Source organism: Nitrososphaerales archaeon, assembly GCA_032906765.1.
Lineage (GTDB): Archaea > Thermoproteota > Nitrososphaeria > Nitrososphaerales > Gagatemarchaeaceae > DASPPF01.
On the sequence record JAJTZB010000012.1, the window covers coordinates 16,841 to 39,819 of the forward strand.

General features: G+C 58.1%; 25 protein-coding genes. 6 read left to right on the plus strand and 19 right to left on the minus strand.

Translation table 11 applies throughout. The annotated features are described in order from the left end of the window. Window positions 1–18 precede the first annotated feature (18 nt). From LYZ69_09650 to LYZ69_09660, 3 genes are all read left to right on the plus strand, one after another. Window positions 19–882: a DUF72 domain-containing protein gene (locus tag LYZ69_09650; GenBank protein ID MDV3278707.1), complete on the plus strand. Its 864-nt coding sequence runs from the start codon at window positions 19–21 to the stop codon at window positions 880–882. Further along, window positions 879–1,667, plus strand: a complete 789-nt coding sequence (locus tag LYZ69_09655; protein ID MDV3278708.1) for a hypothetical protein — start codon at window positions 879–881, stop codon at window positions 1,665–1,667. Before LYZ69_09650 ends, LYZ69_09655 begins: the two co-directional genes overlap by 4 nt. Window positions 1,668–1,782: 115 nt before the next feature. Then, window positions 1,783–1,923: a hypothetical protein gene (locus LYZ69_09660; protein MDV3278709.1), complete on the plus strand. Its 141-nt coding sequence runs from the start codon at window positions 1,783–1,785 to the stop codon at window positions 1,921–1,923. Window positions 1,924–1,954: 31 nt separating this feature from the next. Here LYZ69_09660 and LYZ69_09665 read toward each other — a convergent pair whose 3' ends face one another. The 6 genes from LYZ69_09665 to pstS all read right to left on the minus strand — a co-directional run bounded on the left by LYZ69_09665 (window position 1,955) and on the right by pstS (window position 7,728). After that, window positions 1,955–3,076 carry a hypothetical protein gene (locus LYZ69_09665; protein MDV3278710.1) on the minus strand — a complete coding sequence of 374 codons (1,122 nt, stop codon included), beginning with the start codon at window positions 3,074–3,076 and terminating at the stop codon, window positions 1,955–1,957. A gap of 65 nt (window positions 3,077–3,141) precedes the next feature. Continuing rightward, entirely contained in the window at window positions 3,142–3,750 is a 609-nt protein-coding gene (locus tag LYZ69_09670) for a phosphate uptake regulator, PhoU (GenBank protein ID MDV3278711.1), read from the minus strand. Window positions 3,751–3,773: 23 nt separating this feature from the next. Beyond that, the gene (gene pstB / locus LYZ69_09675; GenBank protein ID MDV3278712.1) at window positions 3,774–4,610 is read right to left on the minus strand and encodes a phosphate ABC transporter ATP-binding protein PstB; all 837 of its coding nucleotides are present in this window, start codon (window positions 4,608–4,610) and stop codon (window positions 3,774–3,776) included. Window positions 4,611–4,623: 13 nt separating this feature from the next. After that, window positions 4,624–5,496 (minus strand): phosphate ABC transporter permease PstA, encoded by an 873-nt coding sequence (gene pstA, locus LYZ69_09680; GenBank protein ID MDV3278713.1) that lies wholly within the window; start codon window positions 5,494–5,496, stop codon window positions 4,624–4,626. Between the two features lie 7 nt (window positions 5,497–5,503). Next, window positions 5,504–6,466: a phosphate ABC transporter permease subunit PstC gene (pstC, locus tag LYZ69_09685; GenBank protein ID MDV3278714.1), complete on the minus strand. Its 963-nt coding sequence runs from the start codon at window positions 6,464–6,466 to the stop codon at window positions 5,504–5,506. Between the two features lie 62 nt (window positions 6,467–6,528). After that, complete coding sequence (gene pstS / locus LYZ69_09690) at window positions 6,529–7,728, minus strand: phosphate ABC transporter substrate-binding protein PstS (protein ID MDV3278715.1); 1,200 nt, start codon at window positions 7,726–7,728, stop codon at window positions 6,529–6,531. A 249-nt stretch (window positions 7,729–7,977) separates the two neighbouring features. On the opposite strand from pstS, the gene LYZ69_09695 reads away from it, so the two are divergent. Next, entirely contained in the window at window positions 7,978–8,997 is a 1,020-nt protein-coding gene (locus tag LYZ69_09695) for a phosphate uptake regulator PhoU (GenBank protein ID MDV3278716.1), read from the plus strand. Between the two features lie 11 nt (window positions 8,998–9,008). Here LYZ69_09695 and LYZ69_09700 read toward each other — a convergent pair whose 3' ends face one another. Then, window positions 9,009–9,341, minus strand: a complete 333-nt coding sequence (locus tag LYZ69_09700; GenBank protein ID MDV3278717.1) for a hypothetical protein — start codon at window positions 9,339–9,341, stop codon at window positions 9,009–9,011. A 161-nt stretch (window positions 9,342–9,502) separates the two neighbouring features. Here LYZ69_09700 and LYZ69_09705 point away from each other — a divergent pair, with 161 nt between their 5' ends. After that, window positions 9,503–9,910 (plus strand): arsenate reductase ArsC, encoded by a 408-nt coding sequence (locus tag LYZ69_09705; protein ID MDV3278718.1) that lies wholly within the window; start codon window positions 9,503–9,505, stop codon window positions 9,908–9,910. A gap of 219 nt (window positions 9,911–10,129) precedes the next feature. Here LYZ69_09705 and LYZ69_09710 read toward each other — a convergent pair whose 3' ends face one another. The 5 genes from LYZ69_09710 to LYZ69_09730 form a co-directional block, all read right to left on the minus strand. Continuing rightward, a complete protein-coding gene (locus tag LYZ69_09710; protein ID MDV3278719.1) occupies window positions 10,130–10,588 on the minus strand; it encodes a potassium-transporting ATPase subunit C in 459 nt (152 codons plus the stop codon). 9 nt (window positions 10,589–10,597) lie between these two features. Continuing rightward, on the minus strand, window positions 10,598–12,757 hold the full coding sequence (locus LYZ69_09715) for an HAD-IC family P-type ATPase (GenBank protein MDV3278720.1): 2,160 nt from the start codon (window positions 12,755–12,757) through the stop codon (window positions 10,598–10,600). Continuing rightward, on the minus strand, window positions 12,750–14,405 hold the full coding sequence (kdpA, locus tag LYZ69_09720) for a potassium-transporting ATPase subunit KdpA (protein MDV3278721.1): 1,656 nt from the start codon (window positions 14,403–14,405) through the stop codon (window positions 12,750–12,752). Before kdpA ends, LYZ69_09715 begins: the two co-directional genes overlap by 8 nt. Before the next feature lie 61 nt (window positions 14,406–14,466). Next, complete coding sequence (locus tag LYZ69_09725; protein ID MDV3278722.1) at window positions 14,467–14,763, minus strand: Lrp/AsnC ligand binding domain-containing protein; 297 nt, start codon at window positions 14,761–14,763, stop codon at window positions 14,467–14,469. Between the two features lie 153 nt (window positions 14,764–14,916). Next, window positions 14,917–16,206, minus strand: coding sequence for an MFS transporter (locus LYZ69_09730; GenBank protein MDV3278723.1), 1,290 nt, complete (start codon window positions 16,204–16,206; stop codon window positions 14,917–14,919). Between the two features lie 129 nt (window positions 16,207–16,335). Here LYZ69_09730 and LYZ69_09735 point away from each other — a divergent pair, with 129 nt between their 5' ends. After that, window positions 16,336–16,752, plus strand: a complete 417-nt coding sequence (locus tag LYZ69_09735) for a Tfx family DNA-binding protein (protein MDV3278724.1) — start codon at window positions 16,336–16,338, stop codon at window positions 16,750–16,752. Between the two features lie 63 nt (window positions 16,753–16,815). On the opposite strand, the gene deoC is transcribed toward LYZ69_09735, so the two are convergent. The 7 genes from deoC to LYZ69_09770 form a co-directional block, all read right to left on the minus strand. Continuing rightward, a complete protein-coding gene (deoC, locus tag LYZ69_09740; protein ID MDV3278725.1) occupies window positions 16,816–17,556 on the minus strand; it encodes a deoxyribose-phosphate aldolase in 741 nt (246 codons plus the stop codon). Window positions 17,557–17,663: 107 nt separating this feature from the next. Then, on the minus strand, window positions 17,664–18,494 hold the full coding sequence (locus tag LYZ69_09745) for a metal ABC transporter permease (protein MDV3278726.1): 831 nt from the start codon (window positions 18,492–18,494) through the stop codon (window positions 17,664–17,666). Next, window positions 18,494–19,234 (minus strand): metal ABC transporter ATP-binding protein, encoded by a 741-nt coding sequence (locus LYZ69_09750; GenBank protein MDV3278727.1) that lies wholly within the window; start codon window positions 19,232–19,234, stop codon window positions 18,494–18,496. Before LYZ69_09750 ends, LYZ69_09745 begins: the two co-directional genes overlap by 1 nt. A gap of 588 nt (window positions 19,235–19,822) precedes the next feature. Next, window positions 19,823–21,046: a cation:proton antiporter gene (locus LYZ69_09755; GenBank protein ID MDV3278728.1), complete on the minus strand. Its 1,224-nt coding sequence runs from the start codon at window positions 21,044–21,046 to the stop codon at window positions 19,823–19,825. Window positions 21,047–21,313: 267 nt separating this feature from the next. Beyond that, window positions 21,314–21,655, minus strand: a complete 342-nt coding sequence (locus tag LYZ69_09760; protein MDV3278729.1) for a hypothetical protein — start codon at window positions 21,653–21,655, stop codon at window positions 21,314–21,316. 180 nt (window positions 21,656–21,835) lie between these two features. After that, window positions 21,836–22,075, minus strand: a complete 240-nt coding sequence (locus LYZ69_09765) for a hypothetical protein (GenBank protein ID MDV3278730.1) — start codon at window positions 22,073–22,075, stop codon at window positions 21,836–21,838. Between the two features lie 651 nt (window positions 22,076–22,726). Continuing rightward, a complete protein-coding gene (locus LYZ69_09770) occupies window positions 22,727–22,897 on the minus strand; it encodes a hypothetical protein (protein MDV3278731.1) in 171 nt (56 codons plus the stop codon). Window positions 22,898–22,979 lie beyond the last annotated feature (82 nt).

The window sequence follows — 22,979 nt, forward strand, 5'->3', positions numbered from 1 at the left end:
GGCGAAACGGCCGAACCGATGTCTGACATTCTGCTGGGCACCTCAGGTTGGTCGTACAACGAGTGGGCGGGAGTGTTCTATCCCAGCGCGAGCACCAACAAGCTCTCGTTCTACTCGAAGGTTTTCAGGACTGCGGAGATCGACTCCACCTTCTACGCCTACCCGTCGAAGGGGTTGGCGCTGGGATGGGCGCGGTACACGCCTGACGACTTCGTTTTCTCTGCGAAGCTTCCTCGGACAATCACACACGAGAAGAAACTCGCGCTGAAGAAGGGGGCGGAGGGAGATCTCGTAAGGTTCCTAGGGCTGATGAAGCCACTGATCGCCGGCGGGAAGCTCGGGCCGGTCCTGATCCAGCTCCCACCGAGCTACACGTTCGACTCCGACTTCGATTCGCTGAAGGGTTTCCTTCGGATAATTCCCGAGGACGTCAGGTTCGCTGTCGAGTTCCGGCATCCCTCGTGGCTTAGGCAGGAGGTCTGGTCGTTGCTAAGGGACAGGAACGTAGCGAACGTGATCGTGGACGAGCCGCTCCTCCCACCCGACACGGTGGTGACCGCCGACTTCGCCTTCATCAGGTGGCACGGGAGAGGGAGCAGGCCTTGGTACAACTACAGGTACCGTGATGCTGAGCTAAGCTCGTGGGTCCCGAAGGTCAAAGAAGTCTCCAGCAGGGTCGAGAAGACTTATGGCTACTTCAACAACCATTTCAAGGGATTCGCTGTGGAGAACTCTCTCAAGATGATGGGGATGCTTGGGACGTCGACTGCCGAGCAGAACGAGGCCGCCGTGAAGGCGACGAAGTTCTTGGAGGGTGGCAAGAGCAAGTCAGGAGACACATCCATGTTGGAATTCATGGGCAGGGAAGGGACGGCTGCGTGAAAGCGAAGATAATCCTCGACGGGGAGAAGCCGAAGGTCTCCTACGCGGAGGCCAGGAAGGCGCTCCGCACGGCTGGGGTGTCAGTGACGGCAAAGAGGCCCGACATTGGTGTTGTAGTCGGGGGTGACGGAGTCTTCAGCAGAGTCGGGAGGCTCGAGTCGATCCCCCTCCTCTTCGTGGGCATTAGGTCGACTTCGGCGACCGACTCCAAGGCGTACCTCGCGGCTGCATACTTTGACGAGCTTCCCTCTGTTCTCCGCGAGATATCGGCCGGCCGTTTCAGGGTCGAGGAGTACAGGCGTCTGGAGGTCTTGAAGAACGGAAAGAGCCTGGGCACTGTGTTCACCGATGTCTACCTCCAGAGGGGAGCGGACAGCAACTGCATCAGGTACAAGGTGAAAGTATCCGGGAAGGGTATCGAGATCGATGAGGCTGCCATCGGGGACGGAGTTGTAGTCTCGACTGCTGCCGGCTCGACGGGCTACTTCTCCTATCCCGACAGGGTGAGGGGAGGCGACCTCGACCCCGCTGGCCACACCGCCCTGGGTCGCGACCAGGTCGGCATCTGTCACATACTCCCCACCTACACGGAGAGGAGGGCAACGGGGGGGCACCCGCTCCGATACACGGTCCCCTGGGGATGCAGGGTCGAGCTCTCCGTCACCAGGCCCGCAGACGCCAGGCTGTACGGTGTCGGGCGTGGTAGGGGTGGAATCAGGGTCTCCACGAGAGATGTGATTACGGTCTCAGCCAGCCCCGAGACGACCAAGCTAGTAGTCCTCTAGGGGCCGCCGGCGCGTCCGTGAGGGGCGCTACAGATGCACAGATTTACATGATATTATCAGAGCTACTTGATGACTACGCTGGTACACCGCGTTTGGGACTTCGCTCCTTTGCGAAATGAACTCGCAAGACAAGGTCAGGATAGGAATCCTGGTCCTGTCAGTCGCCCTGCCGGCGATAGTCGCCGTCGTGGGCCTCTGGGCAGGCCAGCTGATTCTGCCTCACCTGGACCCAATAGGCGGCGGTGTTCCGCACTAGATGGCATGAGGCGTCCCTTGACGCCTCATCCCTAATTTTTGACCCGCCTTACTGCGCGGGCGAGTTCGGCCTTCATTTTCACCGGGTCGAAGCGCCAGTCGGAATCGTACATCTGGTAGGTCATGGTGAAGAGCGAGGCTTCACTCCTGTTGATGTAGCCTATCTCCACCCTGTCGTAGAGCCCCGGCACCTCCCCGCTGAGGTAGTTGAATACGGTGACCGCTTCCTTCACTGGGATGCATAGGATGGCGATGTAAGTTCCGTCTTCTGTCAGGTACTCTGACCAGAGGAAGGGTATCTTGCTGACAGCCAGCTGAACCTTTGCGAAGTCGTCGCCCAAGTCCCTGAATACGAGACGTGTCAGCATCACCGAGTGGGCGACGGACTTTTCCACGTCGCGCATCCACCTCACGAAGTAGGCCGGAATCAGCTTCCGCTTCTGCACGTGCGCTCTGTAGTGGTACTCCAGGGTCTTCTGGTGGACCTTCAGTTTCTTGGCGATTCCCGCGATGTGCTGGAGGGCGTCTATCTGCAGCTCCTTCATCAAGAGAAGGTCATAGGCGTCGAGGTCGGACTGGGCCTGTTGCCTGTGCGCTGGAAGCGGCCTCCCTCCTCCCAGCCTGACCCTGCTCCAGTCGACGTCCCATTGTCCCGACTGGAAGTTGAAGTAGCTCGGCAACATCGAGTCGTGCCTCGACACAGCGGCTCGGCTCAGAGTGAACTCGCTCAGAATGCCCATCTTCCGGAGGCCTTCCAGGAAGCCCTCGAACTCCCCCGACTTGCCCGCCGGTAGAGAGAAGATCGCGATGAAGTACCCCTGGGGGACTACCTTCGCGTAATAGGTCAGGTACGCAACGTCGTTCAGGCTCGTGAGAATCTTGTCAGCCACGCCCTGGTAGCCCTTCGAGAAGTGCAACTCGGCCCAATGCTGGGTAAGGCCGAGCTTTGCGTAATCAACGTCGGCGTGAATCTTGAAGCCGAGTTTCTTGAACTGCCTCTTCACCTTGTACCTGATGGTCTCCGCGTGTGCACCCGTCATCCGCGAGAGGAGAGAGATGTTCTTCGGGCCGACCTTCTGAATCGCGTCAATGATCCTGGCCTCGAGGTTTAGGGACTCGTCCTTGAATGACTGTACCGCCTTTGTCTTGGCCAAGATTGGGCTACCCTTCGCGCATGGCTAATAAAACGATTCCGCGCGGAACTCTCGCCAGGCTCGATCTATGACTTCGGCTCGACGCCAGTCTCTATGTAGACTATCGATTCACCGATGTAGGCGGCGTGGTCGGCGATCCTCTCGAGGTACCTTAGAATCAGCGTGGCAGAGAGAGAGCATCTTAGGTCGCCCTTCCCCCCCATTACCTCTCTCAGCTGATGCCTGTAGCTTTCGTCGACCTCGTCGTCCATGGTTGGGATTTTCCTCGCAAGGTCGACGTCCCTTCGCGTGAAGGCGTCGATGCTCATGCCGATCATCTCCTCAGTCCTTCGCGCCGTTTCGATGACTGAGGTGGTGTCGCAATCCTTCAGGTTGCCGAAGATTTCCAGAACTTCCACGATGTCGTGGGCGTACCGCCCAAACCGGAAGAACCCGTACGAGATCTCGAAGCAGGCTTTGATGAACCTGAGGTCGGAGGCGACAGGTTGGTACCGAGCGATTAGCTCCATCGATAGTTCGCTGACCTGGCGGTGGAGGGACCTGAGCTGGGCGGCCCACTCGTTCACCAGCGTCTGCTTCTGCCCCGTCCGGTACGCTTCGATTGCAGCCGATACTGCGTTCTCTGATATCGAGGCCATCTCCAAAAGAAGGCTGTTGAGCTTCTGGAGCCCCATGTCCATCAATCTTGGTATTTCAATCACCCGAACTTGCCCGTGATGTACCTCTCCGTCAGCTCCTGCTTTGGTGTCTCAAATAAGTCCGCAGTTGGGCCGAACTCAACGAGCTCGCCAAGGTAGAAGAACGCGGTGTTGTCGGCTACCCGCGCGGCCTGCTGCATGTTGTGCGTGACTATGACCATCGTATAGTTCTTCTTGAGCTGGACCATCGCCTCCTCGATCTTCGCAGTGGCAGTGGGGTCGAGCGCCGAGCAAGGCTCGTCCATGAGTATGACTTCGGGCTCTACCGCGAGCGTCCTTGCAATGCAGAGCCTCTGTTGCTGCCCTCCCGACAGCGCCGCCCCCGACTTCTTCAGCTCGCCCTTGACCTCGTCCCACAGGAACGCCATGCGCAGGCTCCGCTCGACCACCTCGTCCAACAGTTTCCTGTCCTTCTCCCCGTTCAGCCTGAGTCCGGCAGCCACGTTGTCGTAGACAGACATTGTCGGAAACGGGTTGGGCTTTTGGAAGACCATCCCAATCTTCCGGCGAACCGAGACCGGGTCCACCTTCGGGGAGTAGATGTTCGTCCCATCGATGATGACCTCTCCCTCGACCTTTGCTCCGGGGGTGAGTTCGTGAAGCCTGTTCAGGCATCTGATGAAAGTGGTCTTCCCGCATCCCGAGGGTCCCATGACAGCGGTGACCTTCCTCTCTGGAATCTGCAGGTCGATGCCTTTCAGCACCTGGAGTTCGCCGAAGCTGGCCTTGAGGTTCCACGTTTCCAACTTCACCGAGTTCCTTGATGGGGATGGTCCCTGCACTAGCAGCTCTTCCTCCCTGACCCCCTCCGACCCGAGCTCTTTCTGGATTTCCATCTGAGCGTCCCTCCTAGATCTCCGCCCTCATCTCCGAGTACCGCCGTCCAATCACGAGTTTGACCGTGAGGTTGAGGCCGAGCATGACGATGACGAGGATCAGTGCCGCACCCCATGCCCGCGCGTGCCAGTCTGCAAATGGGGAAATCCCATAGGTGTAGATCAGGAGAGGCAGCGCCGCTGTCGGCTGGAACAGTCCGGTCGCGAAGAAGGTGCTGCCGAGGGCGGTCAGCAGCAGCGGTGCGGTCTCACCAGCGGCCCGCGCAACCGCAAGAAGTATGCCAGTGGCCAAACCGCTCTTGCCGGTGCTAATCACAATCCTGATCACCGTCTTCCATCTCGAAATCCCGAGCGCCATCGAGGCCTCCCTCAGGGTCACCGGAACTATCTTGAGGGACTCTTCGGTGGTTCTGGCGACTATCGGGATCATGATGATGCTGAGGGCCACAGCGCCTGCCAAGGCGGAGAACGTCCTTGTGGTGAGCACGATCACAACGTACACGAATATCCCTATGACTATCGAAGGGAACTCGGCAAGCACATCATTCATGAAGCTCGAAATGAAAGACAGCCTCGACTCCGGCCACTCGGAGAAGAAGATTCCCGCCCCGACGCCGATTGGCACGGCTATCAGCGCGGCTATTCCGACCATGACGAAAGACCCGACCAGAGCGTTCGCAATGCCTCCGCCGGGGACTCCCACGGGAGTCGGCAGGCCCGTCAAAAATGAAAGACTGAGGACGGGCGCTCCCTGGATGACGACGTCACCTATTATGAGGACGAGCGGAGTCAGCGCCAGAATGACGGCGACTCCCACCATGGCAGTCATGACCCTGTCGACGAGCCTCCTCCGATCGGCGCCAAGGGATGCGATATCTTGTGTCAAAGCTGGATCACCTGACCCTGGACCTGACCCCATGGGTCATCCTCCAGACCAGGAATCTGGCGAAGACGTTGATCGCGAGGGCCACAACGAAGAGAATCAGGCCGAGTTCGACGAGGGCGGAGAGGTAGAGCGGCGAGGTGGCCTCGGTAAATTCGTTTGCGATGACGGCCGGGAGAGTGTAGCCGCCTGAGAAGAGGGAGGCCGTAATTCTCGGCGTGTTGCCGATCACCATTGTCACGGCCATCGTCTCCCCGACGGCCCTTCCCAGGCCGAGAATCGTGGCTCCGAAGATTCCGGACCTGGCGTAGGGGAGGACGCTCTTCCGTGTCACCTCCCAGTTCGTGCCGCCGAGAGAGTACATCGCCTCCCTCTGGCTGTTCGGGACTGCGTTCAAGATGTCCCTCGATACTGCGGTGACAGTTGGGATTATCATTATAGACAGTATGACTCCAGCCGTGAAGAAGTCGAGGCCGAATGGAGTCCCGGAGAAGATTGGGATGAAGCCGAGGTATGTGCTCAGTGGCGTCTCCACATATTGCCGGAGGAGAGGGCTCAGGAAGAAGAGGCCCCACAGACCGTATATGACGCTCGGTACGGCCGCGAGGAGCTCTATCAGCGTCCCGAGGAGGTACCGCGTCGTCCTCCTCCCCTTAATCTTCTCCGTGAGGAAGATGGCCACCCCAAGGCTGATCGGGAGGCCAATCAGGAGAGCCAGAAGCGAAGTCACAATGGTGCCGTAGATGAAAGGAAGTGCCCCGAAGATCTCGTGCACGGGGTCCCACGTTGTTCCCGGTAAGAAGGAGAACCCGAACTTCGAGATTGTTAGTGAGGAGCCTGAGTATAGGTTGTACCCAAGCGCCAGAAGGAGGCCGATGATTGCCACCGCTGCCGTCGCTACGGCTGCCTTCAGGACGGAGTCTCCCCTGAGCCTTGTCCTGCCAGATGCAGAGTCGGGTCGACTCGTGTTCAAGATTCTCTTTTCAGTGTCGTCTAATTGCAATCATAAAAAGATGGGAGGGTTCTGTCGCGAGGCTAGGATCCCGTGTGTAGTGGCGTTCCGTTGTAGGTGATTGAGTTGAGTGTGGCGTCGTCCAGGGCAACCACGTTGGCCGGAAGTGGCACATAGCCGAGGTTAGCACCGGCCACCTGTGCGGAGTTCACGACCCACCAGAGGAAGTTCACAAGTGCGGCGCCCTTTGTCTGGTCGGTCTGTTGCTGATACGCCAGCGCATAGGTGAACGTGGTGATTGGATAGACGTTCGTCGCTGCCGTGTCGTTGTATATGTTGTTGATTATGGAGACGCTCGTCCATTGCGCGCTTCCCGCAGGAAGACCAGCGGTGCCTCCTGCCTGGACTGCGGCTTGGGCATTGGTCAGGTTTGCGAGGATGAACTTGCCAGCTGCGTTCTGCACAGAGCCGTACGAAATCAATCCCTTGTTCACGATCTCGTATGCGATTTCAAGAGGGCCTATGGAGTACTGCGTGTTAGAAATGCAGCCCGCTACGCCCTCGTTGCCCTTGCATCCAAGCCCAGTCGGCCAATTGACAGAGGTCCCCTGCCCGACCTGCGTCTTCCACTGCGCGCTTGCGTCGGAGAGGTAGTTGGTAAAGGCGAACATGGTTCCGCTGCCGTCCGACCTGTGGATCACAGTGATTGCGTGGGCAGGCAGTGTCACACCCGCGTTGATGGCCACGAGCGCAGCGTCGTTCCACTGCGTGATGTTGCCAAGGAATATCTGAGCGAGGATTGCTCCGGTGAATTTCATGCCGTTGGTCATGCCGGGTAAGTTGTAAGCCGGCACTACCGCGCTGGCGGATATTGGTATGGTCAGAAGGGTCGTCGTATTGAGGGCGGCGTATTGTTTCGCGGTCAATGGGGCGTCGCTCTCGCCGAAGTTGACGGTCTTTGCGGTGATTTGTGCGATTCCCGCGCCGCTGCCGACGCTGGCATAGTTGACTTGGACGTTTGATGTGACTTGGGCATAGGCGAATGTCCAGGCGGACATCAGCGGGAACACGAGGGTTCCACCGGCGCCGTTGAGGGACACGGTCGGTCCCACGGAGCTAGTCAGCGACGTGGTTGTTGTGGTTGAAATCAGCGTACTCGTCACCGTCGTCGGCTGGGCGCCAGGGCTGAGGGCTACGTACGCCCCCGCCGCTACGACGACCACGACCAAGACGACTGCGAGTGCGATTGTTGAAGCGCTCACACCGTTTCTTTGAATTCTCATCTTCGGCCTTTGGGCTTACTCCGAGTTGATATATGGCTCGCCGACTGATTACATAGAGAATATCGAATCATATAGAATCAATATACTTGCTTAGGGCATCGGAGGGGAGGTTTCCCCAGGCGGGCGTAGGATGGCTAATGTGGACTCGGGAGGCGCACATTCGTTCGGGGAAGCCGTTCGGACGCGCGGCAAGTATATTGTTGAGTAGACATTATATATGGAGAATATATCTTCTCGCCGCGGAGAGACGTGGAATTCAGAAAGGTGCAGGTCACAGGCGGGAATAGCTTTGTCGTTTCGTTGCCCAAGACATGGGTGAACGACGTCGGCCTGAAGCCGAAGGACGCTGTGGCCGTAATAATACAGGCCGATTCGTCGCTGCTGATAGTCCCGAGAAGGGACATCAGGGAGGCGGCGAAGTCGGAGGCGACAATCGAGGCCATTGCGGGCTCGGACAAGGATGCGCTACTCCGTAAGTTCATCTCATACTACTTGGCGGGATACGACATAATCAGGATAAGCGTAGGAAGGTCGGACCCGTCGCTGAGGAATTCGATTCGGGAGGGCATCCGAAGGAAGCTGGTTGGCGTGGAGATCATTGAGGAGTCGTCGACTGGCATCCTGACGCAGTGCCTCTCTGGGTACGTGGACATCCCTCTCAAGAAGGCGCTGGAGCGGATGTCGATTATCGCGGGGGGGATGTTGACCGATGCCATCGGCGTGCTTCATGGGAGCGGTAAGGGACTGGGCGAGGAAGTCATACTGAGAGACGACGAAGTCGATAGGTTCTACCACTTCATACTGAGGCAGCTCAACATCGCAGTCAGGGACAGGTCTGTAATCCAGGAGATAGGGCTAGGCTCCCCGAGGGACTGCTTGGGCTACAGGCTGGCAGCCAAGAGCGCGGAAAGGGTCGCAGACCACGCAGCCTCGATAGCGGCACAGGCGGAGAACTTGCAGACCATCCCGGAGGGTGCGATCAAGAAGGTCCAGGAGATGACAAACGCTGCGCGGAAGGTTTTCGAAAGCTCTGTCAACGCCCTCCTCAGGCTCGACGCTAAGCTGGCGGAGGAGACAATCACCAAGACGAAGGATGTTGTTCAGCTCGAAGAGAAGCTGAGTGGCGAGATCCTCGCGCCAAGGAAGACTGGAGCGCAGGTAGCTTCAGTCAAGCTGATACTCGAGGACGTCAGGCGTGTCGCCGAGTACGGAGCAGACATTTCCGAGATTGCAATCGACCTGACAGTAAAGGAGCCGCAGGTCCGGTAGCTGGGAGGACGTCACTCGAGCTCTGGGAGCTCGCACATCCTCTCCAACATCAGCTGTAGCGCAGACGCGCCCTCTTCTGTAAGCCGGAGGTGCTCAACCACAGAACCATCCTGCAGCTGAGAGACAACGTCCACGAGGTACCTCCTCTGGAGCTGGTCTAGGAGTCCGCGGAAGTCGCCTTCCGAGAGCCTCAGACGATTCCTCACCGTCCCAGCTTCGACTGCCTTCGAGCCCGCAACAACAAACAGGGCAGAGAAGCACAGGTCGGGTTCCCGGGCGTCGGAGCCGTCATGGCTGAGGTAGCCGACGCCGCGTGTCGCCGCAACTTGCATTCCTTTCTTCACCAAGACTGGAGAACTGCGGCGGGGTTAAAGCGGTTGCCGATTTACGCTATGGGCCTATTCAGAGAATATAGAGTTGCAATAGACTCCCAGAGCGTGCGACGGCGGGAGCAGTCAACAATAACTATCGTCTCCTGGGGCGTGCGTGGTAGACCGGTGAGAGAATGGAACGGACTGGCCTGATACTGTTCGTCTGCGTCGAGAATGCGGGCCGAAGCCAGATGGCCGAGGCGTTCGCGAAGAGGAATGGGCTGGAAGCCTCGAGCGCGGGCACGATTCCTAGCCAGAGGGTCAACCTTGAGGTCGTGGAAGCCATGAAGGAGAGGGGGATCGATCTATCGAAGAACGTCCCTAGGATGCTCACCATGGAAATGATAAGGAATGCAGCCCTTGTCGTGACAATGAGATGCTCGGTTGAAGATGTCTGCCCCCGACCCATGCTCGCCAGGATGCAGAAGAAGCTGGCGGAGTGGCATCTTGACGACCCGAAGGGGAAACCCTTGGGCGAAGTGCGGAGAATCAGGGACGAGATAGAAGAGAGGGTGAAGGCGCTGGCGAATGTGCGCTCCTAAGCCGTCTCGCTGAAGACGTCGTGGCTCCGTGGCCATACCAATGCTCTAAGACGTCGTCGCCCGTCAGAATGGCGTCCAAGTTGGACCTGAGTCTCTACCAAGTCTGGTGCCTCATAGCGGCGTTCCTGATGGGCACTGGTGTCCCTCATTTCGTCTTTGGGCGGGCAGGGATGGTCTTCAGGAGCCCTTTCGGCCAGCCTCCAGTCCGATGCTCCGGCCCTATCGGAACTGGCCGTAAACTGATGGGTAGGCGTTGATCAGTGCAAGATTCAGCGTCAGGACGTTGACGTATGGTTCTCCGAAGACCCTCGATTGTCCGTCCGTGTTCTGATCCACCAGCTGTTGGAGCGTGCTGGCGGGAATGCCCGACGCACTGCTGATTCGTGGAATCTGGGAGTATGCGTCCTGGACAGTGATGTCAGGGTCCACGCCAGACGCCGAGTCGTTCCTCGGTTGGAAGAAGATTGACTGGTTGAAGCCCTGGGCGATCAGAGCGGAGCCCACGGGACGACCGTCAAGCTGAACGACCTCGCCGTTCGCCTGGTACGGGAGAGCGACTTGGGCGATGCCCGTTATCAGAAGCGGGAAGAAGAGGCCGCAGAGCAGTAGCGAGACCAAAGCCATCGCTACGAGTGGTCTGACTCTGACTTCGTTTCTGCCACGGGTTGTGTCGGCCATTCTCTTCACCTACAGGTGCCCCAGCGATAGCAGTATGTCTATCGCCTTGATTCCAACGAACGGGGCGACCACGCCTCCCACCCCGTAGACCAGGGTGTTGCGCAGGAAGATCGACATTGTGTCAGCAGGCCTGAAGGCAACGCCCCTCATGGCAAGTGGTATCAGTAGAGGGATGATTACGGCGTTGAAGATTAGCGCGGACAAGACCGCGCTGTTGAGGCCGAGCTGTAGTACGTTCAGCGCCTGGAGCTGCGGTATCGCTGCGGCGAAGAGGACGGGCACGATGGCGAAGTACTTCGCTACGTCGTTGGCGATGCTGAACGTGGTCACGGCCCCGCGCGTCATCAGCAGTTGCTTGCCCAGCATGACGACGTCGATTATCTTCGCGGGGTTGGACTCGAGGTCCACCATGTTGGCTGCCTCCTTCGCGGGCTCCGTCCCAGAGTTCATCGCGAGTCCGACGTCCGCCGCAGCGAGCGCCGGCGCGTCGTTGGTGCCGTCGCCTATCATCGCGACTATCCTCGACTGCGCCTGCTCCCTCTGAACGATGTCGTACTTGTCTGCGGGCTTCGCCTGGGGGACGAACTCGTCGATTCCTACCTCTCTGGCTATGCTCTTGGCCGTCAGCGGCTGGTCTCCGGTTATCATAACCGGCCTGATGCCCATGGCCTTGACGGCCCTCACCCTATCCTTGATGTCTGGTTTCAGGACGTCCTTCAGCCTAATCATGCCTAGCACTTCGGCCCCCCTCGTTATTGCAATAGGCGTGTCCCCATCGGCCGAGATCTGGTCGGCGACGGCGTCGAAGCTCTCGGGGAAAGAGGCCAACTTCTTGATTGCGTCGGGGGCGCCTTTGATTATCTCCACCTCGCCAGTCGGGAGCGTCCCAACTACCGAGTCCGCAAGCTTCCTGCTGAACCTTCCACGCTGCTCGAACTCCTTCCCGCTCTTTGGCAGCGAGAATCCCCCGCTGTCGGCGAGTTTGACGCCGCTGGTTCGTGTCGTGGCCGAGAACTCGTACACCTGCGAGAGCGTCAGGGCGTTCAGCTCCTTCGGGACCAAACCGCGTTCATAGGCGAGTTTGACTATGCTGCGCCCCTCTGGCGTGTCGTCGTACCAAGAAGAAAGGAACGCCGCCTCGCCAACTTCCCTGATCGAATGGTCACCCAGGGGGACGAACTCGGTCGCCTGCCTGTTTCCTACAGTTATGGTTCCGGTCTTGTCGAGCAGTATCACGTCTGTGTCTCCCGCTGTCTCGATTGCCTTCCCTGATTTCGCCACCATCTTCCTCCTGAAGAGCCTGGAGACTCCGGAGAGCCCTATAGCGGGGAGGAGGGCGCCTATCGTTGTCGGCAGAAGACAGACGTAGAGGGCAATCATGACGGAGAGGTCCCCGCCCAGATTGAGGGCGGCTGAGACGCCGACGAGGGAGGCGACTATGATGCTGAAGATCGCTGTGAGGCCGATTAGGACCATCGTTACTGCCTGCTCGTTCGGAGTCTTGGGTCTCTTGGCAGCCTCGACCAACTTGATCATCTTGCTGATGTACGACTCCTCGGGGTTGACAGTCACCCTTGCCGTCAGGGTGTCGCTGAGCAAGGTCGAGCCCCCAATCAGGACGTCTCCTGGCGCCTTCTTGACAGGGGTGGACTCTCCCGTCATGAGAGACTCGTCCAGCATCGCGATTCCTTCCAGAACTTCGGCGTCTATCGGGACGAGGTCGCCCTTCTCGAGGAGGATGAGGTCGCCCCTGCGGAGACTGGATGAAGGAGTTGGGATTACCTTCTGTGACCATTGCTCTCTTACCACCTTCTTGCTTACCACCTCGCTCTCAAGGCTCCTCAGACTGTGCGCGGTGTTCCTGGCCTGGTGCTCGGCGAGCGAGTCAGAAAGTGTGCTGAACCAGACCGTGAGTAGCAGAATGGCGGCTACCTCGATGTAGAAGTTCGTGTCCTGGAGGCTCGACAGAGGGAGGAAGCCCCTCGGGTAGATGGCCATCGCGGCCACGACGAAAAAGGTCGCCTCGACAATGAACATGACAGGGTTTGAAATCAAGGAGACGGGGTTCAGCCTGACTAGGGAATCTCTGAGGACAACTCCGGTGATCATGGAGCGCCGCAGTCTGCCCTCTCTGGGCGCCGCTCCGGACTGCGTGGGCTGGCTAGCCAAGGCTGTTCACCTGTCCTTGGAAGTACTGGAGTATGGGACCGAGCGCGAGGAATGGAAAGAAGGTGAGGGCGACCAGCACCAGGATGCTGCCGACGAGCACGATGGAGAAGACGAGGCTATCTGTCTTGAGGCCAACCTCTGGGCTCCTCTTCCTTCCGATCATCGAGCCGGCAAGGGCGAGCAAGATTCCAATTGGTGCATAACGTCCTAGGAAGATCACTATGGCCGTCGAGATGTTGAAGAACGGAGTGTTGGCAGCTGCACCGAGGAAGTCCGAGCCGTTGTTTGCAGCAGCGCTCGTGAACTCGTAGAGCACCCGGGTGAAACCTATGGAATCGGCCTGTAGGCCCATCTGCGCCGCCGCTCCGGTCGCGAACGCAAGGACAGTGGGTATGAGTATTATGAGTGGATGGACGAGGAACGCAATCATGACGAGCTTGACGTCTCGCGCAGTAATCTTGATGCCGAGATACTCAGGGGTTCTCCCGGACATGAGGCCCACAACGAACACGGTAATCACGATGAACATTATCATGTACATCAGCCCAACTCCCTTGCCGCCCGGCGTCGCCTGAATCAGCATCCCCATGAAAGCGGCCAATATGGTCAGTGGGTGCATGGCCGCAAGCTGGGTGTTTACTGAACCGGTGGTGACCGCAGTAGTGACCACCGTCCAGAACGCAGAGAAGAACCCTCCGAATCTGGTCTCTATGCCGGGTCCCAGCGGTATCGTCGGGATGAAGGCGATGACCAGGTCGATCGCGAACAAGGAGTACGCGCCTATCATGATAGGCCTGTACTCGCGCTTCTTGCCGAGAAGCTCTCCGAAGACGAAGATCAGGGCGGTCGGCAGAAGAAGCATCAACGATATCTCAAGCACATCGCTCACAGGATTGGGGTTCTGGAACGGGTATGCGGAGTTCGCGCCGTAGTAGCCGCCGCCGTTGGTGCCTAGCTGCATTATCGACACGAGCGAGGCGACCGGACCGATGAGGATTGACTGCGTCGCTCCCTGAATGGTTGTAACCGTCTTGTATCCGTTGAGGCTTTGTGGGATTCCCAGCCAAACAAGTAGGAGGGCTGCGACGACGCACAGGGGAATCAGAAGCCGGGTGAGGCTCCTAACGAAGTCGACGTAGAAGTTGCCCAGGTCCTTGGAGCCGACGATGAAGCCACGCACCATCGCGACCCCCATGCAAATGCCAGTCGCTGCCGAGGTGAACTGCAGGAACTGAATCGCGGACATTTGGCTCAGGTACGAAAGCGTGGTCTCTCCGTTGTAGTGCTGGAGGTTCGTGTTGGTAGCGAAGGAGACCACGGTGTTGAGGGCCAGGTCCCAGTTCATCCCCGAGAAGCCTTGCGGGTTCAGAGGCAGAATCCCTTGGTAGGAGAGTACCAGGAACGCGATAGCCATCTGCACTATGTTGAGGAAGAGCCCTGACAGGAAGTACTCCTTCCAGCCCATGACGTGGAGAGGGTCCACGCCAATCACTCTGTAGAGCGCGTTTTCGACAGGATTCAGGAACCTGTCGAGTCTGCTGGGGGCGCGCGTGAATACTCGGGCGACATAAGGAGACAGAAGCTTAGCTACGACTAGTGTGCCGCCTAGAATCAGGATGACGAACGTAGCTTGGAGTAGATTGATCATTTTCTTGGAAACCTCGAGGATTCATGGCGTCGTGCATGGCCGACTCCGATTTCGGCACTTCCTACTGACGTTGCAGGCGGGGGGTCTTCGGCCCGTCTCCGTTGTATCGGGGACCCTTGTGCGCGTGCAGAACAACGGAAGTGACTGTGCTCTTGATGCCTCTGATCTTCATTATCTTGTTCTTCAGGACTTCCCTGAACTCCTCGATATCGCTCGCAGAGACAAGGCAGACAATGTCAAACTCTCCCGTCACCTCGTACATCTCCTCAAGGTCAGGGAGCTCCTTTAGAGCGCTAACTACATCGTCCATCAGGGGCGATTCTACGAAGATGTCGACGAAGGCGAGTAGACGAGACAATTCCGTTCATCGGAGCCTTTTACGGACGCCTCGGACTGTCGTATATATGTTTGACGTCCCGTCAAGCGTGAATGGTTCAAGATTAGCCCTTTGTCATTTGTGGGACACACGGCCCGCCTCCAGCGGCCCTATCGCACACGAGTTAGCTTGCAATCAGGGGAGGGAACCAGTTCGTCTGACCCTCCACCCATAGGCGAGAACTATGATGAAAGCGAGCAGCGGCACAGCTGTCGACCAGACTAGACCGGCGTAGATGTTTCCGGTGGCGAGGGTCAGGGCAGGAGCGATTAGTAGTGTGCCGTCCCCGACGTCGCCCGTGCCGATGCCATACGGAACCGAGAGGGACGTGTACCGTATCCTGGTGGGGAACAGCTCGGCAAGGTACGCAGCCAGGGGGCCGTAGGCCATGGCCGAGAGGGCGGTCTGCGAGAAGACCATGAGGACCAGCCCCGGCACGTTCAAGGGGGAGGAGAACGATTTCATCGCCACGTATATCGGGAGGAAGCCGACAGCGCCCAGGATGTTCGCGAGCAGCAGCAGCCTGAGCCTCCCCACCTTGTCCGAGAGCCAGCCGAAGACGACGAAGAGCGGGGCCGAAAAGGCTAACGCGATGAGCAGCACCATTGTCGTTGTCAGCAGGTCAATCTTGAGGACGGATTGCATGAATATCGTGGTGTAGAACTGCGCCGTGTGCCAGATGACGGACGCCCCAGAGACAACGACCACGGCGAGCAGCACCAGCCCAAGGTTGGCTCGGTCGGTCAGGCTCTCTCTGATAGGAGAAACTGAAACCGTTCCCGACTCAATGAGGCTGGTGAATGGCGGAGTCTCCCCCAACCTCCTTCGTGCCACGAAGGCTACAAGAATCAAGACAGAAGAGAGGAGGAAGGGCAGACGCCATCCCCAATCGGAGAAGGTTGTCACCCCGAGAGCTACCCTCGCCGCCAGCACCACGGCCGACGAAAGCAAGAGGCCGAGGGTTGCAGTGGCCTGGATCAGGCCCGTCCAGCGCCCCCTCGACTTCGCGTCCGTGTGTTCAGCCAAGTACGTGACCGCTCCCCCGAACTCCCCGCCGAGGGCCAGTCCCTGCACCACCCTCACGACGACGAGGAGGATAGGTGCAATGATGCCTGCCTGTTGATAGGTAGGCAGAAGGCCAGTGAGAGTAGCGCCCAGCCCCATGACGAGGACTGTCAGGATGAAGGCGCGCTTGCGCCCGGCTGTGTCGCCGAGCCTCCCGAAGATGGCACCGCCGATTGGTCTGACCGCCGCTCCCGCCACGAAGGCAGCGAGCGCATACAGAAGGGAGAGAGAAGCGTCTTGGACTGGGAAGAAGACCTTCGACAGGACGACCACCAGAGAGCCGTAGACGAAGAGGTCGTACCATTCAATCATGCTCCCGAGTGTAGCAGCGATGGCGACCGAGCGGAGAGTGTTTGTCATGCTGCGAACGCTCCTGCAGACCCACGCACGAGATTCTCCGGCGGCTGGACGCTGTCCAGATTCAAGGGGTGGCTTGCTTGACGCGGGGGTGATTGCTTTTAAGCGACGTGCAACGGAAATGCGTTGCTCATGCGGCACGGGATGCTCACCGAGAGACAGTACAGAGTTCTCATGTTGAGGGGAAGGGGTATGTCGCAGCTTGAGACGGCAAAGGAGCTTCGCACGACTCGTGCAAACGTCTCGATGATAGAGCTCCGGGCGCGGAAAAAGATCGAGCTGGCGAGAGAGACGCTCCAGGCTCACCAATCCACCCTCACCGACCATTCTGTGCAGATTGCGAGGGGAACGAGGACGTACGACATCCCGCCTACGGTGCTCAGGGAAGGAGATAGGTTCGGAATCCACGTTCAGAGCAACATTGTGGAGATAATCAGGTTGGTGAAGAGCGTCCGTCCGTCTTGTTTGACGGGGGGAAGGACAAACAGAAAGATTACCCTGGTGTTCAATCAGAGCGGAAAGCTCCGGGTGGGGTCAAGAGCAGACTAGGCCACTGAACGGGTCTGGGCATGCAGCCCCTGTTCCGTCGTGATTGCACAGAGTGATACAAGTCTAGCCGGACCGAGGCGCGACCTTCAGGCCACGGTCTGCCGTTTCCTTCCACTCTTCCATTATCTTGACGCTGGAGCTGGTGCCGATTCTGTCGGCCCCAGCCTTGATCATCTCCAATGCCTTCTCTAGCGTCCCGATACCGCCAGCCGCCTTGATTCTCGCGGTGCCCGCAAGCGCTTTCTTCAGGAGCGCGACGTCCTCAACCGTCGCGCCGCTTGTGCCGAATCCCGTAGAGGTCTTCACGTAGTCCGCTCCAGCTCGCTCCGCAAGTCTCGCTGCGCCCACCTTCTCGTCGTTGGTCAAGTAGCAGCACTCGATAATCACTTTGAGGAGCTTGCGCGCGCCATGGCAGCACTTTGCGGCATCCTCAATTTCGTGGAAGATGAAGTTGTAGTCGCCTGACTTGAAGGCGCCAAGGTTCATTACCATGTCAATCTCGTCGGCACCGTCTCCGATTGCAGTCTCAGCCTCTGCCAGCTTCACGCTGGTTGAACTGAAGCCGAGAGGGAAGCCGACAACCGCACAGACCTTCACTCCGCTGCCTCTGAGGTTCTCTGCCGCCCGCTTCACGTAGAATGAACCCACGCAAACGCTCCAGAAGTCGAACTTCATGGCCTCGGCGCAGAGCCTGTCGATATCCGCTCCTGTCGCGTAAGGCTTCAGGAGAGTGTGGTCGATGCACTTCGCGAATTCGTGCTTCCCGACCGCTCTCCTCGTTCCGCTCGCGACTGTGCCGGACAACTTCGGGGAGGGCCTCATCAAGCCTGTTGTTAAGACAGAGAGATGATTTTCAATGCTGAGAATGGAAGGAGGATCGTGGATGGTGTCTCAGTGCTATTCAGGTCGTCTCAGGAGCTCGTCGTTGCTGGTCCTTGGCCAGACTTGATTCTTTCCGACCGCGAAGCTGACCGGAAGAACAACCCCAAGGCGAAAATTGTCGCACCGACGATCACGACCAGCGGTCCCGCGGGAACATTCACGTAGCTGGAAAGCATGATTCCTGATGTTGCGCTCAGCAGGCCGATTAGAGAGCTCGTCAATGAGTACGTGCGCATCGTCGTGCTGACATTCCTCGCCGCGGCTGCGGGCACGATCACGACTGCGCCGACAAGCAAGGTGCCGACCTCTTTTATCCCGATGGCGACTATCGTGGCTACCAGCAGTAGGTAGATCAGGTTGATCCTTTCAACTCTGACGCCATTTGAGACAGCAAGTTCCTTTGAAATCACGCTCAGAGCAAGTTTGTCATGGATTGCCCTGGTCACAATTATCACGAGGACAGAAGTCGGTACGGTCACAATGACGTCAATCAAGGTCAACTTCGATATGTCGCCGAAGAGTGCTTCGAGCAGGTCCACCTGGGGGGTGATGAGGATACCGATTGCTAGGGCCAGGACGAAAAGCACGCCTATGATCGCTTCTATGGAGAGCGTGGTCGACCTTTGAATTTGCCACGTGATGATTGCAGTGACGGCCAAGAAAGTGAAGGCTCCAATGAAGGGGTTGAAGCCGAAGAGTATCCCGAGAGCGAGGCCGGGGAGTGCCACGTGCGACATCGCGTCGCCGACCAGTGCCATGTGTCTGGAGACCATGATCGATCCAAGGTAACCGGCTGCAGAGCCCGCGAATGCCCCAACCGCGAGACTGAACAGGATTGTGCTTGGCAGTTTCCGTGTCACTACTCTCTGTCGGTGTGCTCGTCACCCGACACGTCGAACTCACCGCCATACATCATCCCGAGCAAGTTGGAGTGTGTGACGGTGTTAGTGTCGCCGAAGAACATTACCCGCCTGTTAAGCGCCAACACCTTGTCTGAGTAGTGCATCACGACATGCATGTTATGAGATATCAGAAGTACAGTTATGCCGAGCGTCTCCTTTAGTCGGGTAACCTTCTGGTAGATGGGCTCTTCTGCACCTATGTCCACTCCCGACGTCGGTTCGTCGAACAAGAGCACGTTGGGGTTGTCCACGATGGCCCAAGCGATTAGAATCCTCTGGAGTTGTCCTCCGGACAATGACCCCAGCGACTGGCTCAGGATTTCCTTGTCCAAGCCGACAGAACTTACGCACGCCTCGAAATCGGTCTTGCACTTGAACCTTAGGAACTCTTCCACAGATATCGGAAGGTCTGTCGCAACTAGGCTCTGGGGAACGTACCCGACTCTCACCTTTTCCCTCCAGCTGATGGATCCCGAGTATGGGACCAGGTTCAGCAGCGACCTGAACAACGTTGTTTTGCCGCCGCCGTTCGGGCCGACGATAGCTAGGGTGGTGCCCCTCTTCACCCTGAAGGTCACATCTTGGAGTATGGCTCCGTTCTTGGAAACCACGCCCAAGTTGGAGACGGCCAGCAGGTAATCGGTTGCTTCCCCGGTCTGGTCAAGAGTCCTGCTCTTGCCCGAACCCAGGCCACCCAATTCAAGCACACCCACTCACTCTAGTTTGATTGCGCCCGCCGTAAAGAAGAACGTATAGCCGGTAACCCGCGATTCATCTAACATGCATGAATTTGGCGTCCTTTAAACAATGGGCGCGCGCCGTGTGGGTTAAGAAGCCAGTTACTTGCCCAACTCCTGGCCGAAAATGCTTCGGAAGGTGTCGGTATTGCCAATCACGTTCCTTGGCAGTGGCAGCGGCCGCGTAGGTGGCAGCGATGATAGCGTAGGTGGCAGCGTGACCGACAACGTGGGCTGTTCCGAGTGTGGGCACGTGTTCGTCTCTGCGGCCACCGCCCCGCCTGCTCCCTGACCAAGTGCGATCTCCGGGCTGCGGACGCGATCACGGCGAATTTCTTCAAGAACGAGAAATCGACCCCTCGCTACCTTTACTTTATTGAAATTCGTCGAGATTGCAATAGCGGAAGCGGGATTTGCAGGGGCCGGTCGTCAAACGCGCTTTTGAAGGCCGTCAGTGTCCTTCTAATGAGTTTGGTCTAATAAGCATGCCTTCGAACCTGCTAGCACTGGGAACGCCGGAGCTCGCTCGCACTGGCGGAGAATCTTGATTCAGAGCTCGCCTTCGTCAACGCGTGGTCGGAGTGGATGCTCTGTTTCTGCAAGCCTGGTGATGGTCAACCGCTGAAGTATAGGCCCCACCACAGCCGTTCCTAGGACTGTCACCCCGATTATCGAGAACAAAGAGCTGTCGATCACACCGAGAGAAAGGGCGAATTGGCCTATGACAAACGAGAACTCACCCCTTGGTACCAACCAAGCGCCGAAAGTTTGGGCCCTCTCTGTGATCTCCCCTGCATGTCGGCCGCTCACGATTCTTCCGACCAAAATCCCGCCCAGGAACTTGCCCACAATGGCCAGGGCCAATGATGCCAGGATTATGACACCAAGAGAGAGCGCGGGGAACGGGTCTATGAGACTGCCCATTGAGACGAAGAACAAGACCAAGAAAAGGTCCTTGATCGGTCCGACCTTCTCCGAGAGGAACTTCGACTGCTTTCCCCTTATCGCGAGACCGATGACAAAAGCTCCCGTCCCGGGCGAGTACCCGAAGTAGGCGGCAAGAATCGCGAAGACGAAGCCGAGGCCGAGCGCGAAGAGGAACGGTATCTCCTCTGATTCAGCCTCATAGTGGCTGAGGTAGTTTATCGCAATAGGCGCTACGTATCTGGCCACGAGGTACCCAAGTGCGAGAAGCCCCAGGCCCCCGAGTGCCGTTTGGAGGACTTGAAGCGTGAGGCCCCCGGGACTACCCGGCCGCACGAGGGAGGAAAGGACAGTTAGGAACCCTACCGCGGCGACATCCTCGATTATCAACAGACCAATCAGGATCGTTGACTCCTCGGTGCGGAGCGTCCGCCTCTCGAGGAAGGTCTTCCCCGCTATCGCGGTGCTCGTAATCGCTGCGGTCATGGAGAAGATTAGTGACTGAATGAGGGTCAGATTCAGGATGAAGGACGCGAGCGCACCAAACCCGAACGCGACCCCCATTTCCAGGAGGGCCAGAAGCAGAACCTCTCCGACGACCTTGCTGAGCTTGAGGGGGTCGAGCTCTAGCCCGATGATGAAGAAGAGAAGGACGACCCCGATCGAAGCTATGTCGCCTATGATCTCGGTGTCCGTAACCCAACCCAAAACAAAAGGCCCTACAATCATGCCCGCGAGAATCTGCCCGGAGACCATCGGGAGCCTTAGCCTGGCGAAGGCAAGGCTCAGCAGGAGGGCTGAAACGGCGAAAATCCCAAGGTCAAGAAGGAATGCAAACTGCCCGGCCACGTTGTAGCTTGCTCGGTCTTGATTGAAAAGCGTTTTTCGCGCTGGTCAAGTGCCGAGTCCGAAGGGCCGTTCAATAGCCGGCCGGGGCGCCGTCTCCCCTCACGTCGCAGACTGCCTTCTTTGCCTAGGAATCGGGCGTGCCCACTTTCGTGTCGTCCAAGCGGGCCTGGAGGCTGGCCGATGTCCAGCCTGCTTGGGCGACCAGGTTCCTGCCCGCCTCGGTGGCAACGTAGCCTTTTCCCTTCCTTTGCACCAACCTCTTCGCCTCTAGCGCGTCCAGGGCCCTTTTGTCTTCTCGCTCCCCAGCTTGGAGAGCATCTTCTGGACGGCAGGCACCTGCGCGAACTCTTCCAGCCCCGGCGTGCGAAAGAATCCGGTGCTCTCGGTCCTCAGGGCTTCGCAGTACTTCTTCAGGTGGAAGAGCAGAGGGATGACGTACTCCTTGGACTTGCCGAGGCGCGCGGCGATCTCGCTTCCGGTCAGGCCGGGGTTCTCCTTGACCACCTCTATGACAGCGGCATACGTTCTGGGATGGTGGAATGGCCTCCCAGCGCTGTTGGCAGCCGGGAAGACCGGTTCCTTGACGTAGAACCACCGCGCGACCCTCATTCCAGGCCAATGATTTGGGCTGGGAATTTAACGATGGATAGTCAATGGGCCGGAAGGAACCTGTCCGCTGCACATCCCGATATTCCCGGCCCAAACCCTTGGCCTCAGTGACAAGGGTCGGAACTGGCCCAGTTTCGAGTCCTTGACGTGATGTGAAGTAGCACCGTTCGACAACTTGGACTACTTGGCTCGTAGCTCCTTGAGCTGCTCTTCCACAGCGGCCAAGCGCTGCGTCACGTCCATGCGTCTGTCCAGTTCGTCAATCTTTGTGCCAAGCGTCTGCTCCACTCTCTTGATTTCTGAATGGACGACCTTGAACTCGCCATCCATCCTGGCGTTAATGGCCTTCAACTCACCCTTCACTTCGCTGATTTGCGGAAGGAGTACCCTTTCGAGCCAGCCGGGGACCTTCTCTGCCATTTCTTGTAATCATTACGCAATGCCCGTATTTAACCGCCAATTTGATTGGCCACTCACCTGACGTGTAGCACCCCACACACTTCATGATCGCCTTTGCCCGTGGGCGTCGAACATCAAGGACACGCTCTGCGACTGTGGGGATAGGAGGTCGGCCCTTGGACAGGGCAGGTAGTCTCCGACTGCTGTCTGACAGGTCAGAACCAAGGGACCTCCACTGCTCGCATCTTGACAATGCGACTTATTCTGAGCTGTTTCAAAGGATGGGCCGGAAGGAACCCAGGTTGTGCACATCCCGATACTTCCGATACGAACCCTTGGCACAGCCAAGGGTTTGAATCTGCCTAGACTCGGACCCTTGACACCCCGCCGGTAGCGATGAGGACAACGAAGCCTCGTCTCGGTGAGATCAACCATATGCTGAGCCCCTTGGTACAATCTTGAACACAACTATCTCATCATGCGAGAGAATCAGATACAAGATGCGGTAGTCGCCAACCCTGAGCCGATAGGAGTTCGGAGCGCCCCTGAGCTTCTTGCACCCCGCAGGATAAGGGGTGCGAGCGAGTTCGGAGAGCCCAGACTCTAATCGAGGCTTCATTTCCGCCGGCGCGTTGTCTAGACTTTTCTTTGCTCTTGTTGAGAGGTAAACCTTCAACGCCTGCTTTTCCTGACGAAGGAAACAGTCTTGCCTTCCTTATGCTCCTTGAGAGCCTCGGCACGGGCCCTCTTGTCGTCCTCGGACATCTCCTCTGCCAAGGTGTCTTCGATGGAGTCGAGCCGTTCACGGATTAGCCTGAGCTCCTTCTCGAGACTCGTTGCCATCATCAGCCAATGATGCGGCTGAGATAATTAAACACAACCACGTAGGAAGACCATCCATGAAGTGATTGTGGGCCGGAAGGGA

What these genes read in the sequence shown, in the direction of transcription:
- LYZ69_09650 (MDV3278707.1), top strand. Translation starts at nt 19, where the DNA reads ATGTCTGACATTCTGCTGGGCACCTCAGGTTGGTCGTACAACGAGTGG.
- LYZ69_09660 (MDV3278709.1), top strand. Translation starts at nt 1,783, where the DNA reads ATGAACTCGCAAGACAAGGTCAGGATAGGAATCCTGGTCCTGTCAGTC.
- LYZ69_09670 (MDV3278711.1), bottom strand. Translation starts at nt 3,750, where the DNA reads ATGGGGCTCCAGAAGCTCAACAGCCTTCTTTTGGAGATGGCCTCGATA.
- pstB (MDV3278712.1), bottom strand. Translation starts at nt 4,610, where the DNA reads ATGGAAATCCAGAAAGAGCTCGGGTCGGAGGGGGTCAGGGAGGAAGAG.
- pstS (MDV3278715.1), bottom strand. Translation starts at nt 7,728, where the DNA reads ATGAGAATTCAAAGAAACGGTGTGAGCGCTTCAACAATCGCACTCGCA.
- LYZ69_09705 (MDV3278718.1), top strand. Translation starts at nt 9,503, where the DNA reads ATGGAACGGACTGGCCTGATACTGTTCGTCTGCGTCGAGAATGCGGGC.
- LYZ69_09710 (MDV3278719.1), bottom strand. Translation starts at nt 10,588, where the DNA reads ATGGCCGACACAACCCGTGGCAGAAACGAAGTCAGAGTCAGACCACTC.
- kdpA (MDV3278721.1), bottom strand. Translation starts at nt 14,405, where the DNA reads ATGATCAATCTACTCCAAGCTACGTTCGTCATCCTGATTCTAGGCGGC.
- LYZ69_09730 (MDV3278723.1), bottom strand. Translation starts at nt 16,206, where the DNA reads ATGACAAACACTCTCCGCTCGGTCGCCATCGCTGCTACACTCGGGAGC.
- LYZ69_09735 (MDV3278724.1), top strand. Translation starts at nt 16,336, where the DNA reads ATGCGGCACGGGATGCTCACCGAGAGACAGTACAGAGTTCTCATGTTG.
- LYZ69_09760 (MDV3278729.1), bottom strand. Translation starts at nt 21,655, where the DNA reads ATGAGGGTCGCGCGGTGGTTCTACGTCAAGGAACCGGTCTTCCCGGCT.
- LYZ69_09765 (MDV3278730.1), bottom strand. Translation starts at nt 22,075, where the DNA reads ATGGCAGAGAAGGTCCCCGGCTGGCTCGAAAGGGTACTCCTTCCGCAA.
- LYZ69_09770 (MDV3278731.1), bottom strand. Translation starts at nt 22,897, where the DNA reads ATGGCAACGAGTCTCGAGAAGGAGCTCAGGCTAATCCGTGAACGGCTC.